This is a genomic window from Pseudomonas sp. zfem004, from assembly GCF_032621715.1.
Classification (GTDB): domain Bacteria; phylum Pseudomonadota; class Gammaproteobacteria; order Pseudomonadales; family Pseudomonadaceae; genus Aquipseudomonas; species Aquipseudomonas sichuanensis.
The window spans coordinates 125,333-139,287 of record NZ_JAVYJF010000002.1 but is presented as its reverse complement, the minus strand read 5'-3'; the positions used below and the strand labels follow the sequence as shown (position 1 = coordinate 139,287).

Below are 13,955 nucleotides of genomic sequence, written 5' to 3'. Positions count from 1 at the left end.
CCGTCGCTTACGTTTTCCGGGGTCATTCCGAGGGCGGAACGTAGCCTTCAGCCTTGGCGTAATCTTCACCGGCGAAGAACTTGTCCATCTCGGCCTGGATGAACTTGCGGTCCTCGGCGTTCATCATGTTCAGGCGCTTCTCGTTGATCAGCAGGGTCTGGTGCTTCTGCCAGTCGGCCCAGGCTTTCTGCGAGACGTGTTCGAAGATGTCCTGGCCCTTGGGGCCGGGGTAGGGCGCGCGCTCCAGGCCTGGCAACTCTTCTTTGTATTTGCGGCACATCACGGTGCGGGTCATGGGTTCTCTCCTGCAATCAGTTCGTCGGCCGCGCGTTGCAGCAGCTTCTTGACCGGGGCGGCGAGGCCCAGGCGCGGCGGGGTGGCGAGGTTATACCAGAGCCAGTCGGGCTCGGCCACGTGCGCGCCGACCGGGTCGACACGCACCAGCCATGGCTCGATGGCCAGCTGGAAATGGCTGAAGGTGTGGGTCAGGCCTTGCAGGGCCTGGCTGCCGGCCAGGCGCAGGCCGTGCTGGTAGGCGAGGTCGTCGAGCTGCTCGAGGCTGTCCAGCTCCGGCAGGCTCCACAGGCCACCCCACAACCCGGTGGAGGGCCGGCGGTAAAGCAGGATCGCGCCTTCATGGTTGGCCAGCAGCGGCATCAGGGTCTTGCGCTGCGGCAAGGCTTTGCGCGGCTTGGGCTCCGGGTAGCGGGTCTCTTCGCCGTGCAGATGGGCTTCGCAACCACGCTGCAGCGGGCAGATCAGGCAACTGGGCTTGCTGCGGGTGCACAGCGTTGCGCCCATGTCCATCATCGCCTGGGTGAAGTGGTTGACCCGCGTCATCGGGGTGAATCGCTCGGCGGTGGCCCACAGCTGGTTGGCCACTTTGGGTTCGCCCGGGTAACCGGCCTGGGCGGTGAAGCGGGCCAGCACGCGCTTGACGTTGCCGTCGAGGATCGGCGCGCGGATGCCCATGCTGATGCTGGCGATGGCCCCAGCGGTGGAGCGGCCGATGCCGGGCAGCTCGGTGAGCTGCTCGACACTGCGCGGAAACTCGCCGCCATGTTGCGCGACGACGATCTTCGCGGCCTTCTGCAGGTTACGTGCACGGGTGTAGTAGCCCAGGCCCGTCCACAGGTGCAGCACTTCGTCTTCCGGTGCTTCAGCCAGCGCCTGCACGGTCGGCAGCGCCTGCATGAAGCGGTCGAAGTAGTTGAGCACGGTGCTGACCTGGGTCTGCTGCAGCATGATTTCCGAGACCCACACCCGGTACGGGTTGATGCCCTGTTGCCAGGGCAGGTCGTGGCGACCGTGCTGGTCGTACCATTCCAGCACGGCGCTGGAGAACTGCTGGGGGCTCATCGCTTGAACAGCCCCTTGAGCGCATCTTTGAGTTCCGGGCTCACTTTGTCTCCGAGTTTTTCTTCGAGCTTTTCATCGATCTTGTCCTTCAAACGGTTACCGGCCAGCTTGGCGGCAACCTTGCCCAGGCCGTCCTGGTCCAGGCGGCAGGCCTTGGCGCCCAGCTCCAGCGGGCCACGGCAGCGCAGCGGCACTTCGATACCGGCAAAGCGCTCGTTGACCTGGCAGGCCGGGTCGGGCATGGCGCGCTGGTCGCCTTCGACCACCACGCCGACGTTGTAGTCCATGCCCAGCACGCGCAGGTCGAGGTCGCCATGGCCGTTGACGGTCAGGCCGGGAATGCGCGCCTTGAGGTCCGGGTTGCTGGCCACGCCATTGCGGATCACCAGGCTGCCGCGCAGCTCTTCGAACGGCGTGTCCTTGCCGCGCGGCTCACTGCCGAGCTGCTTGCGGTTGAGGGTGGCGATGGCCTGGCACAGTTGCTGTTCCAGGTTGGCGTTGACCAGCACGCCATCGTTGATGGTGAAGCTGGCGTTGCCGTTGAGGGTGTCGACCAGCGCTTTCTGGCTGTTGCCGGTGGCGGTCAGGTCGCTGGCAAGGGTCAGCAGGCCCTTGACTGGCGGCGCCTGGTCGGGGCTTTCGCGCTTGATGAAATGCTCCACCGGCACGCGGTTGATCTTGGTGTTCACCCCCAGTTGCGGCACGGCGGGGCGCACGTCGACCGTGCCCTTGGCTTCGAAGCTGCCGTTGTACAGGCCGCCGCGCAGGGTTTCGAGGGTGATCAGGCCACCCTGGCCGCTGGCCTTGAGCCGGGCGTCGCTGATGGGCAGCTTGTCCAGGGTCAGGGCGCCGAACGCCAGGTCGGCCTGCAGGTCGAGGGCGCGCAGGCGGTCCACCGGCAGCAGCTTGTCGTTGCTCCAGGCCACTTGCGTGGGGGCGTTGGGCAACGGGGTGGTGCCGGCACCGGCAGTGGCACTGGCTTCCTGCTGTTTCACCTCGGCCTGGCGTGCCGCGGTGGTGCCCTTGGCTTCCTCGCTTTTGGCTGGCAGGTAGCGGTCAGCGTCGAAGGTGTCTGCCTTGAGGTTTACCCGCAGGGCCTGCTTGGCGAAATCTTCCACGGCCACGCGGCCGGTGAAGGTGCTGTCGTCCAGCTTCACCGCCAGGTCTTCCAGGGCCAGGCTGCTTGGTGTGCCTTGCAGGCGGGCAACCAGCTCCAGCTTGTTGAAGGCGGCCGCATCGGCGGTGGCCGGCAGCGGGTGGCCGATGCCGTCGAGGAAAGTGCGCAGGTTGAACTGGGCGATGGACAGCCCGCCAGTTACCTGCGGCGCCTTGTCCAGGTCGCGCACATTCAGCTCGCCCAGGGCGCGCAGCTGATTGGCCGAGACCTTCAGGCTGCTCCACGAGGCGACATTGGCGGCCAGGTCGACCAGCACCTGGCCTTGCGCGGCAAAGGTCATGGTCTTGCCGGCCAGCGGCTCGCCCGAGGTTTCGCCGGACAGGCGCATGTCTTCAAGGTTGTAGCGCTTGAGCTTGCGGTCGAAGCGCAGTTCGCCGGTCAGCTCGGTGCGCGCCTTGATGTTCGGCTGGCTGGCGCTGAGGAAGGCGCTGGCCTTGAGCGGGATGTTCACGCCTTCGTGCACGGGGCCCGTGCTCAGCTGGATGCTTTCGGCGCCGTAGCTTTGGCCGGCCTTCTCGTCGGTGAACTGCACCCGGGCGTTGTTGACGGTCAGGCTGTCGATGTCGAGCTTGACCGAACGCTCGCTGGCTTCGGGCTTGGGCGGCTCGCTGGCCGGCGCTTCGCCTGGCGCGGTGGCCGGGGCGTTGGCAACGGCCGGGTCAGGCAGCGGCTTGCCGATGTCTTCCCAGTTGCCGTGGCCGTTGGCATCGCGGGTGAGGGTGAGGTTCAGGCCCTCGACCCGCACATCGCTCATCTGCACTTCGCGGCGCAGCAGCGGCAGCACGCGTACGGACAAACCGAGCATCTGCAAGTCGGCGAACGGCACCTTGGGGTTGTTCAGCGTGGCGATGCTCGCCTCGTGCAGCTCCAGGCCCAGCCAGGGGAACAGGCTCCAGCCGATGTCGCCGTTGAGCGTCAGCTCGACGTGGGCCTTGTCGCGGGCCAGTTGGCGGATTTCGTCTTTGTAGTCGTTGGGATCGAAGAGGTGCGTCAGGGCGAAGCCCAGCGCCACGATGATCAGCAACAACCCGAGAAGCGACAGCCCCAGGATTTTGCCGAACGCTTTCATGGGCGAGTCCTTGTAGTCCGATTGTGAAATTCAGCGGCGAGTATAGCGCTGTGGCACTTGGCGCTGCGTATCCGACATTTCGACAGTGGGCATGACGACAGTTCATTCATTGCCTGCTCGGTCCTCATCGCGGGGCAAGCCCGCTCCCACGCCAGATCACAAATGGCGTGGGAGCGGGCTTGCCCCGCGATGAGGCCAGAACAGGCGAATTACCGATTCAGCTGACGAAAAAAACGCGATATCAGATTGCTTTCATGCCACTGGCTGCTGGTAATCTTGCGCCGCTTTCGCAGCATCCGCGACCCATTGTCGCGGGGCAATGCCGCAAACGGCCGGCGCATCCCGGGGGAGACGCCACAGCAGAGCCGGGCCGGCAGCCCGCAAGCAGCCACCTACAAAAGGAACGATCCCATGAGCAGCAGTATCACGACGGAGATGCCGGTAAGCGTGCCCGGTTTCCTGTCGAAGGAGCGCATCATCGCCCGTCCGGGCTTCAACCGCTGGCTGGTACCGCCGGCGGCCCTGGCCATTCACCTGTGCATCGGCATGGCCTACGGTTTCTCGGTGTTCTGGTTGCCGTTGTCCCAAGCCCTGGGCGTCAGCGCGCCGGTGGCGTGCGCGGCGGACATGGGCTTCGTCGCCCGCCTGTTCAGCGCCGAGTGCGACTGGCCGATCTCCATGCTCAGCTGGATCTACACCCTGTTCTTCGTCTTCCTCGGTTGCTCGGCCGCAGTGCTCGGCGGCTGGCTGGAGCACGCAGGTCCGCGCAAGGCTGGCCTGGTATCGGCACTGTGCTGGTGCGGCGGCCTGCTGATCTCGGCGATCGGCGTGAAGACCCATCAGCTGTGGCTGATGTGGCTCGGTTCGGGGGTAATCGGTGGTATCGGCCTGGGCCTGGGCTACATCTCGCCGGTGTCGACCCTGATCAAATGGTTCCCGGACAAGCGCGGCATGGCCACCGGCATGGCGATCATGGGCTTTGGTGGTGGTGCCATGGTGGGCGCGCCGCTGGCGACCGCATTGATGGGCCACTTCGGCAGCGCCACTGAAGTCGGCGTGTGGCAGAGCTTCGTGGCCATGGCCGCGATCTACTTCGTGTTCATGACGGCCGGCGCCCTGGCCTACCGCGTGCCGCCCACCGGTTGGAAGCCAGAGGGCTGGACCCCGCCGGCGAAGAAGGCCAACGCCATGGTCACCGACCGCCACGTGCACGTGAGCGTGGCCTGGAAGACCCCGCAGTTCGCCCTGGTGTGGCTGGTGCTGTGCCTGAACGTCTCGGCCGGTATCGGCATTCTCGGCATGGCCTCGCCACTGCTGCAGGAAGTGTTCGCCGGCAAGCTGCTGGGCAACGAGCTGACCTTCAGCGAGTTGAACGCCGCGCAACTGGCGCAGATCGCCGCCATTGCCGCCGGCTTCACCGGCCTGCTCAGCCTGTTCAACATCGGCGGGCGCTTCTTCTGGGCGTCGTTCTCCGACTACATTGGCCGCAAGAACACCTACTTCGCCTTCTTCGCCCTGGGCGTGGGCCTCTACAGCCTGGTGCCGAACATGGGGCACATCGGTAACGTGGCGCTGTTCGTCGCGGCGTTCTGCATCATCCTGTCGATGTACGGTGGCGGCTTCGCCACGGTGCCGGCCTACCTGGCCGACCTGTTCGGCACGCAGATGGTCGGTGCCATCCACGGTCGCCTGTTGACCGCCTGGGCCGCCGCTGGCGTGCTGGGCCCGGTGCTGATCACCTACCTGCGTGAAGCGCAGCTGGCGGCAGGTGTGGAGCGGGCCGCGGCCTACGACATGACCCTGTACATCCTTGCCGGGCTGTTGGTGCTGGGCTTTGTCTGCAACATGCTGGTACGCCCGGTGGCCGACAAGTACTTCATGACCGAGGCCGAGCTGGCGGCGGAGCGTGCCCTGAGCCATGACAAGGGGGCCGACAGCGCGCGGTCGCTGGAATGGCATGCCGCGCCGGGCAGCCTGCCGTTGGTGCTGCTGGCCTGGGCCGTGGTGGTGATTCCGCTGGCCTGGGGGGTATGGATCACCCTGCAGAAGACGGCGGTGCTGTTCCACTGACGGTTGACAAAGCTGGCTGATTGGCTGGCAGTCTAGGCCTCATCGCGGGGCAAGCCCGCTCCCACGCTCTGTGGGAGCGGGCTTGCCCCGCGATGAGGCCGGCAAAACCGGCTTGTATAGACCTGTAAGCCTGTCATCCCCCCGCAATTGCTTGCCCTGCCATATGTCATCCGCGTTTCAAGCCGGCGCGTTCTGGGCCTATAATGGAGCCCTTTTCGCCCAATGATTTTGCGGAGCTGGTGATGGTCGAACGTAAGGCTTCCGTCGAGCGCAATACCCTGGAAACCCAGGTCAAGTGCTCGATCAACCTCGATGGCACTGGTAAGGCCCGATTCGATATCGGTGTGCCTTTCCTTGAACACATGCTCGACCAGATCGCCCGGCACGGGCTGATCGATCTGGACATCGAATGCAAGGGCGACCTGCATATCGATGACCATCACACCGTCGAAGACGTCGGCATCACCCTCGGCCAGGCGTTTGCCCAGGCCATCGGTGACAAGAAAGGCATCTTCCGCTACGGCCACGCCTACGTGCCGCTCGACGAAGCGCTGTCGCGCGTGGTCATCGACTTCTCCGGCCGCCCGGGCCTGCAGATGCATGTCCCCTACACCCGTGCCAGCGTCGGTGGCTTCGACGTCGACCTGTTCCAGGAGTTCTTCCAGGGCTTCGTCAACCACGCCCTGGTGACCCTGCACATCGACAACCTGCGTGGCCATAACACCCACCACCAGATCGAGACCGTGTTCAAGGCCTTCGGCCGCGCGCTGCGCATGGCCGTGGAGCAGGACGAACGCATGGCCGGGCAGATGCCATCGACCAAAGGGTGCCTGTAAATGCAGACCGTAGCCGTAATCGACTATGGCATGGGCAACCTGCACTCGGTGGCCAAGGCCCTCGAGCACGTGGGTGCCGGCAAGGTGCTGGTCACCAGCGACGCCGCCGTCATTCGTGAAGCCGACCGCGTGGTGTTCCCCGGCGTTGGCGCGATCCGCGACTGCATGGCCGAAATCCGCCGCCTGGGCTTCGACAGCCTGGTCCGCGAAGTCAGCCAGGATCGCCCGTTCCTCGGCATCTGCGTGGGCATGCAAGCCCTGCTCGAGCACAGCGAAGAGAACGACGGCGTCGACTGCATCGGCCTGTTCCCCGGCCAGGTGCGCTTCTTCGGCAAAGACCTCAAGGAAGACGGCGAGCACCTGAAAGTGCCGCACATGGGTTGGAACGAAGTCGGCCAGACCATCGACCACCCCCTGTGGCATGACATTCCCGACCGCGCGCGCTTCTACTTCGTGCACAGCTACTACATCAATGCCGGCAAGCCGGGCCAGGTCGTCGGCCGCGGCCACTACGGCGTCGATTTCGCCGCCGCGCTGGCCGAGGGCTCGCGCTTCGCCGTGCAGTTCCACCCGGAGAAGAGCCATACCCATGGCCTGCAACTGCTGCAGAACTTCGTCGCCTGGGATGGGCGCTGGTAAATGAGCAGGTCGCGGACCAAGGCACCGATCCTCACGCTGGCCCCCGAGCAGGAGCGCGAAGCGCTCGACAAGCTCAAGCGCTTCCTCGAAGACCGTTTCGAGCTGGAGCTGGGGTCGTTCGAGGTGGCCGAGGTCCTCGAGGTGTTTTCCAGAGAAGTTGCTCCGTATTACTACAACAGGGCGATTGCCGATGTTCAGCTGCACCTCAAGGAGCGGTTCGAGAGCATCGAAAGCGACCTGTGGGCGCTCGAGAAGCCCTGAACTCAACGAACAAGACAGGTTTCCAAGATGCTGATTATCCCCGCTATCGATCTGAAGGACGGCGCCTGCGTGCGTCTGCGCCAAGGCCGCATGGAAGACTCCACGGTATTCTCCGACGACCCGGTGAGCATGGCCGCCAAATGGGTCGAAGGTGGCTGCCGCCGCCTGCACCTGGTCGACCTCAACGGCGCCTTCGAAGGCCAGCCGGTCAACGGTGAAGTGGTCACCGCCATCGCCAAGCGTTACCCGAACCTGCCGATCCAGATCGGCGGCGGCATCCGCTCGCTGGAAACCATCGAGCACTACGTCAAGGCCGGCGTCAGCCACGTGATCATCGGCACCAAGGCGGTCAAGCAGCCGGAGTTCGTCGCCGAGGCGTGCAAGGCATTCCCAGGCAAGATCATCGTTGGCCTGGACGCCAAGGACGGCTTCGTCGCCACCGACGGCTGGGCCGAAGTGAGCACCGTGCAGGTCATCGACCTGTCCAAGCGCTTCGAGGCCGATGGCGTCTCGTCGATCGTCTACACCGACATCGCCAAGGACGGCATGATGCAGGGCTGCAACGTGCCCTTCACCAAGGCCCTGGCCGAAGCCACCTCGATCCCGGTGATCGCCTCGGGCGGCATCCACAACCTGGGTGACATCAAGGCCCTGCTGGACGCAAAAGCGCCGGGCATCATCGGCGCCATCACCGGCCGTGCCATCTACGAAGGCACCCTCGACGTCGCCGAGGCCCAGGCCTTCTGCGACAACTACCAAGGCTGAGGAACGACCATGGCACTGGCCAAGCGCATCATCCCTTGCCTGGACGTGGACAACGGCCGGGTGGTCAAGGGCGTCAAGTTCGAGAACATCCGCGATGCCGGTGACCCGGTGGAAATCGCCCGTCGCTACGACGAGCAGGGTGCCGACGAGATCACCTTCCTCGACATCACCGCCAGCGTCGATGGCCGTGACACCACCCTGCATACCGTCGAGCGCATGGCCAGCCAGGTGTTCATCCCGCTGACCGTGGGCGGTGGCGTGCGCACCGTGCAGGACATCCGCAACCTGCTCAATGCCGGTGCCGACAAGGTCTCGATCAACACCGCAGCGGTGTTCAACCCGGAGTTCGTGGGTGAGGCGGCCGACCGTTTCGGTTCGCAGTGCATCGTCGTCGCCATCGACGCCAAGAAGGTCTCCGGCCCGGGCGAAACGCCGCGCTGGGAGATCTTCACCCACGGCGGGCGCAAGCCTACCGGGCTGGATGCGGTGGAGTGGGCGAAGAAGATGGAAGGCCTGGGTGCCGGTGAAATCCTGCTGACCAGCATGGACCAGGACGGCATGAAGAACGGCTTCGACCTGGGCGTGACCCGCGCCATCAGCGATGCCCTGGGGATCCCGGTGATCGCCTCCGGTGGTGTGGGCAACCTGCAGCACCTGGCCGACGGGATCCTGGAAGGGCATGCCAGCGCGGTGCTGGCGGCGAGCATCTTCCACTTTGGTGAGTACACGGTCCCGGAAGCCAAGGCCTATATGGCTACGCGCGGGATCGTCGTTCGCTGAAACATTGATTGGGGCTGCTTTGCAGCCCTTCGCGGGTAAACCCGCTCCCACACAACGCTATCCCTGTGGGAGCGGGTTTACCCGCGAAGGGCCGCACAGCGGCCCCAATTGCATCACCCGTGAGTCTTGCCCAACAGCGCGTGATACAGCTCTGTATCTCCCAGAATCCCCACCAGCTTGTCGTTCTCCTGCAGCACCAGCTTGTTACCGGTCTGGTAACGAATCTGCAGTGCTTCGCGCATGCCGATGTCGGCATGCACCACGGTCGGCCGGCGATCCAGCCCTTCCACAGCCTGCCCCGGCACCCAGTTCTGCATGTCCAGCCCATTCTGCCCCTGGCGTGCGCGCTTGATCGAGTTGCCTTCGCCCAGGTCCAGCCACGAGTCGCCGCCCGGGTCCAGGCACACCGAGCCATTGACCCGTTTGCACTTGTCCAGGGTGCGCATCAGGCTGCGGCCGCACAGCACGTTCAGCGGGTTGGTGTGGGCGACGAAGGTGCGCACGTACTCGTCGGCCGGGTTCAGCACGATCTCCTCGGGCTTGCTGTACTGGATGATCCGACCGTCCTTCATGATGGCGATGCGGCTGCCCAGCTTCAGGGCTTCGTCCAGGTCGTGGCTGACGAACACGATGGTCTTGCTCAGCTTGCTTTGCAGGGCCAGCAGCTCATCCTGCAGGCCTTGGCGGATCAATGGGTCGAGGGCCGAGAACGGTTCGTCCATCAGCAGGATGTCGGCGTCCATCGCCAGCGCCCGGGCCAGGCCCACGCGCTGCTGCATGCCGCCGGACAGCTCGTCGGGCTTCTTGTTGCGCCACTGGGTCAGGCCCACCAGTTCAAGCTTTTCGTCCACCAGCTTGCGCCGTTCCTTCTCCGGGCGGCCCTGCATTTCCAGGCCGAAGCTGATGTTCTCGCGCACCGTCAGCCAGGGCATCAGGGCGAACTTCTGGAACACCATGGCGATGCGCTTGGTGCGCATCATCTTCAGCTCCGCCGGGGTGCAGTGGGCGATGTCGATGTGCTTGCCTTCGTGCTCGACGAACAGCTTGCCGCGGCTGACGGTGTTCAGGCCGTTGATGCAGCGCAAGAGGCTCGACTTGCCCGAGCCGGACAGGCCCATGAGCACGCAGATCTCGCCCTTGTTGATGTCCAGGTTGGCCTTCTCGACACCGACCACCAGGCCGGTCTGCTTGAGGATCTGTTCGCGGGTCTTGCCTTCGTCCAGCAGCGACAGCGCCTCGCGCGGCTTGCTGGAGAAGATGACGTCGACGTCTTCGAAACGAATGATGCTCATGCCTCACCCCTTACCGGCAGTTCCGGTTGCTTGCAGATACGGTCCAGCATGATCGCCAGCAGCACGATCGCCAGGCCCGCTTCGAAGCCGAGCGAGATATCGGCGGTGTTCAGTGCGTTGACTACAGGTTTGCCCAGGCCGTCGGCGCCCACCAGGGCGGCGATCACCACCATCGACAGCGACAGCATGATGCATTGCGTCACGCCGGCGGCGATGCTCGGCATGGCGTGGGGCAGTTCGATGCGGGTCAGCAGCTGGCGGCGCGAGCAGCCGAAGGCCTTGCCGGCGTCGAGCAGCTCCTGCGGTACGTCGCAGATACCCAGGTAAGTGAGGCGGATGGGCGCGGCGATGGCGAACACCACCGTCGAGATCAGCCCCGGCACCACGCCCAGGCCGAACAGGGTCAGCGTGGGGATCAGGTACACGAAGGTGGGTACGGTCTGCATCAGGTCCAGCACCGGGCGCATGCCGGTGTAGAACATCGGCTTGTGGGCGGCGACGATGCCCAGCGGCACGCCGATGGCCACGCACACCACGGTGGCGAAGCTCACTTGTGCCAGGGTTTCCATGGTTTCCTGCCAGTACCCCAGGTTGAGGATCAGCAGGAACGACAGGGCGACGAATACGGTAAGGGCCCATTTGCGCTGGATCAGGTGCGCGAGGGCGGCGAACAGGGCGATGAGCACGAACGGGTTGAACCAGGTCAGGGCGCCGGTGACCCCATGGATCATGAATTCCAGGCCCTTGGCGATGGCGTCGAAGTAATCGGCGCCATTCTGGGTCAACCATTCGACGAATGAGGCGATGTACTGCCCCAGGGGTATTTTCTGATCGATAAGCATGATAGCGAGCTTCCACCTGCAAAGATTGAAATCAGTTCGGGGTGGGCACGGTCCCACCCCGCGGTGTTGCCATAGCGCCTTGCGTTATTGCGTCAGTTTGGCCTTGGCCGCCTCAAGGCCGGGTTTGCCATCCACGGTCGTCACCCCTGCCAGCCAGGTGTCGAGCACTTGCGGGTTGTTCTTCAGCCACGCCTTGGCGGCTGCGTCGGCTTTCATCTTGTCGTCCAGCACCTTGCCCATCAGCTCGCTTTCCATGTCGAGGGTGAACGACAGATTCTTCAACAGCTGGCCCACGTTGCTGCATTCCTGCGCATAGCCCTTGCGGGTGTTGGTCAGCACGGTGGCCTTGCCGAAGTCGGGGCCGAAGAACTCATCGCCACCGGTGAGGTACTTCATGGCGAAGCGCTTGTTCATCGGGTGCGGTTCCCAGCCCAGGAACACCACCGCCTCACCCCGTTTCTGCGCCCGGTCGACCTGCGACAGCATGCCCGCCTCGCTGGACTGCACCAGCTTGAAGCCGGCGGTCTTGAGGCCGAAGGCGTCCTTGTCGATCATGCTCTGGATGGTGCGGTTGCCGTCGTTGCCCGGCTCGATGCCGTAGATCTTGCCTTCGAGTTCCTTCTTGAACTTGGGAATGTCGCTGAAGTCTTTCAGGCCCTTGTCATACAGCGCCTGGGGCACCGCCAGGGTGTACTTGGCGTTCTCCAGGTTGGCGCGCACGGTTTCGACGGTACCGGCATCGCGGTACTGCTTGATGTCGTTTTCCATGGTCGGCATCCAGTTGCCGAGGAACACGTCGAGGTCCTTGCCCCCGGCCAGCGACTTGTAGGTCACCGGCACCGAGATCATGTTGGTGTGGGTCTTGTACCCCAGGGCCTCGAGCACCACGCTGGTCATCGCGGTGGTCACGGTGATGTCGGTCCAGCCGACGTCGGAGAACCGTACCGTCTGGCACTGTTCGGGTTCTGCAGCCTGGGCCAGCAATGGAGCGGATAACATCGCAACCAGCAACAGCGAGGGTGAAGCTTTCATAGGTGGACTCCTGTGATTTTATCTTCGGGTTCGCGGGGGCCGTCGGCGCTTTCTAGGGTGCCGATCGGCCAGGCCTGCAGAGGGCAGGATGCGAGGCCGTGCAAAACGAGTCGCTTTCGATAATCCTCCAGCGTTCGGCAATCGCCTACTGGTGGCGTCGTATCCAGTACAGGACGGGTCGCATCCAGTACGGGCGATGTCGCAACTGGATTTTTCCACCCCCATGCCCAGGTTTTTACGCCCTTCGAGCGCTGCAAAACGCCGCGAACCGGTGCGGATCAGTGCGGCGCAGGCGGACAAAAGTACGTCGGTTGCAGACGGCGAGGGGGTGGGCAAAAGCCCGATGATGCGAGCATTCCAAGGCGGCTCGACGCTTCAGCCTAGCAGTTGTGCAAGGCGGCGTTTGGCGCGACCAGGCAAGCCCATCAAGAGGTGAAGCGACAATGGCCATCAGCGTGTTCGACCTGTTCAAGATCGGTGTCGGGCCTTCCAGCTCCCACACCGTCGGCCCCATGCGCGCCGGCGCCCTGTTCGTCCAGGGCCTGCGCCAACGCGGCGAGCTGGAGCAGGTGCGGCGCATCGAAGTGCGGCTGTATGGCTCGCTGTCGGCCACCGGTGTCGGGCACGGCACCGACAGCGCCACCATCATGGGCCTGATGGGCGAATGGCCCGACGCCATCGACCCGACCCAGATCACCCCACGCATCGCCGACCTGCGCGAAACCAACGTGCTCAAGCTCGACAGCCGCCTGCCCATCGAATTCGTCTGGGCCCGCGACATGCTGCTGTTGGACGAGAACCTGCCGTACCACCCCAACGCCATGACCCTGGTGGCCGAAGGCGAGGGCGGCGAACTGCACCGTGACACCTACTATTCGGTAGGCGGCGGTTTCGTGGTCGATGCCGCCCAGGCCGCCAGCGGCGTGCTCGACGCCGACCAGACCGTGCTGCCCTACGACTTCAACAGCGCCGCCGAGCTGCTGCGCCTGTGCAAGCAAAACGACCTGCGTGTGTCGCAATTGATGCTGGAGAACGAAAAGGTCTGGCGCAGCGAAGAAGAGATTCGCGCCGGCCTGCTCAAGCTCTGGAGCGCCATGCAGGAATGCGTGAGCAACGGCCTCAAGCACGAGGGCACCTTGCCCGGCGGCCTCAATGTGCGCCGCCGCGCCGCCAAGCTGCACCGCAGCCTGCAGGAAATCGGCAAACCCAACGTGATCGGCTCGACCATGAGCGCCATGGAGTGGGTCAACCTGTTCGCCCTGGCGGTCAACGAAGAAAACGCCGCCGGCGGGCGCATGGTGACCGCACCCACCAACGGCGCGGCGGGGATCATCCCGGCCGTGCTGCACTACTACATGCGTTTCTCCGACGTGGTGGACGAGTCCAACGTTGTCGACTTCTTCCTCGGTGCGGCAGCCGTCGGCATCCTGTGCAAGAAGAACGCTTCGATTTCCGGCGCCGAAGTCGGCTGCCAGGGCGAGGTCGGCTCGGCCTGCGCCATGGCCGCCGCGGGCCTGGCCGAGGTGCTCGGGGCCACCCCGGCGCAGCTGGAAAACGCCGCCGAGATCGCCCTGGAACACAACCTCGGGCTGACCTGCGACCCGGTCGGTGGCCTGGTCCAGGTGCCCTGCATCGAGCGCAACGCCATCGCAGCGGTGAAAGCGATCAACGCCGTGCAGATGGCCCTGCGTGGCGACGGCGAGCACTTCATCTCCCTCGACCAGGTGATCCGCACCATGCGTGACACCGGCGCCGACATGCACGACAAGTACAAGGAAACCTCGCGCGGGGGCCTTGCGGTCAGCGCCATCGAGTGCTGATGCGCCGTTTCTG

General features: G+C 64.7%; 13 protein-coding genes. 7 read left to right on the top strand and 6 right to left on the bottom strand.

The window, feature by feature from the left end; genetic code table 11:
- Window positions 1-22: 22 nt before the first annotated feature.
- From RTH46_RS02815 to RTH46_RS02805, 3 genes are read right to left on the bottom strand one after another with little or no spacing between them, the layout of a single operon-like run.
- Complete coding sequence (locus RTH46_RS02815) at window positions 23-295, bottom strand: oxidative damage protection protein (protein WP_110992242.1); 273 nt, start codon at window positions 293-295, stop codon at window positions 23-25.
- Entirely contained in the window at window positions 292-1,359 is a 1,068-nt protein-coding gene (mutY, locus tag RTH46_RS02810; protein ID WP_316905009.1) for an A/G-specific adenine glycosylase, read from the bottom strand. The genes RTH46_RS02815 and mutY overlap by 4 nt, the downstream gene beginning before the upstream one ends.
- Window positions 1,356-3,605 (bottom strand): AsmA family protein, encoded by a 2,250-nt coding sequence (locus tag RTH46_RS02805; RefSeq protein WP_316905008.1) that lies wholly within the window; start codon window positions 3,603-3,605, stop codon window positions 1,356-1,358. Before RTH46_RS02805 ends, mutY begins: the two co-directional genes overlap by 4 nt.
- Window positions 3,606-4,016: 411 nt before the next feature.
- Between RTH46_RS02805 and RTH46_RS02800 the strand changes: the two genes are divergently transcribed.
- The 6 genes from RTH46_RS02800 (at window position 4,017) to hisF (ending at window position 8,956) form a co-directional block, all read left to right on the top strand.
- Window positions 4,017-5,675, top strand: coding sequence for an OFA family MFS transporter (locus tag RTH46_RS02800; RefSeq protein WP_125462255.1), 1,659 nt, complete (start codon window positions 4,017-4,019; stop codon window positions 5,673-5,675).
- Between the two features lie 242 nt (window positions 5,676-5,917).
- Window positions 5,918-6,511 (top strand): imidazoleglycerol-phosphate dehydratase HisB, encoded by a 594-nt coding sequence (gene hisB, locus RTH46_RS02795; protein ID WP_110992314.1) that lies wholly within the window; start codon window positions 5,918-5,920, stop codon window positions 6,509-6,511.
- Complete coding sequence (gene hisH, locus RTH46_RS02790; protein ID WP_110992246.1) at window positions 6,512-7,150, top strand: imidazole glycerol phosphate synthase subunit HisH; 639 nt, start codon at window positions 6,512-6,514, stop codon at window positions 7,148-7,150.
- On the top strand, window positions 7,151-7,411 hold the full coding sequence (locus RTH46_RS02785; protein ID WP_153785706.1) for a DUF2164 domain-containing protein: 261 nt from the start codon (window positions 7,151-7,153) through the stop codon (window positions 7,409-7,411).
- A gap of 27 nt (window positions 7,412-7,438) precedes the next feature.
- A complete protein-coding gene (gene hisA, locus RTH46_RS02780) occupies window positions 7,439-8,176 on the top strand; it encodes a 1-(5-phosphoribosyl)-5-[(5-phosphoribosylamino)methylideneamino]imidazole-4-carboxamide isomerase (RefSeq protein ID WP_316905007.1) in 738 nt (245 codons plus the stop codon).
- 9 nt (window positions 8,177-8,185) lie between these two features.
- Complete coding sequence (hisF, locus tag RTH46_RS02775; protein ID WP_316905006.1) at window positions 8,186-8,956, top strand: imidazole glycerol phosphate synthase subunit HisF; 771 nt, start codon at window positions 8,186-8,188, stop codon at window positions 8,954-8,956.
- A gap of 113 nt (window positions 8,957-9,069) precedes the next feature.
- On the opposite strand, the gene choV is transcribed toward hisF, so the two are convergent.
- The 3 genes from choV to RTH46_RS02760 all read right to left on the bottom strand — a co-directional run bounded on the left by choV (window position 9,070) and on the right by RTH46_RS02760 (window position 12,122).
- Entirely contained in the window at window positions 9,070-10,248 is a 1,179-nt protein-coding gene (choV, locus tag RTH46_RS02770) for a choline ABC transporter ATP-binding protein (protein WP_153785707.1), read from the bottom strand.
- Complete coding sequence (choW, locus tag RTH46_RS02765; protein WP_178125776.1) at window positions 10,245-11,093, bottom strand: choline ABC transporter permease subunit; 849 nt, start codon at window positions 11,091-11,093, stop codon at window positions 10,245-10,247. Before choW ends, choV begins: the two co-directional genes overlap by 4 nt.
- Before the next feature lie 81 nt (window positions 11,094-11,174).
- A complete protein-coding gene (locus RTH46_RS02760) occupies window positions 11,175-12,122 on the bottom strand; it encodes a choline ABC transporter substrate-binding protein (RefSeq protein ID WP_110992252.1) in 948 nt (315 codons plus the stop codon).
- Window positions 12,123-12,565: 443 nt separating this feature from the next.
- Here RTH46_RS02760 and RTH46_RS02755 point away from each other — a divergent pair, with 443 nt between their 5' ends.
- Window positions 12,566-13,942: an L-serine ammonia-lyase gene (locus RTH46_RS02755; protein ID WP_279846203.1), complete on the top strand. Its 1,377-nt coding sequence runs from the start codon at window positions 12,566-12,568 to the stop codon at window positions 13,940-13,942.
- Window positions 13,943-13,955: the final 13 nt, after the last annotated feature.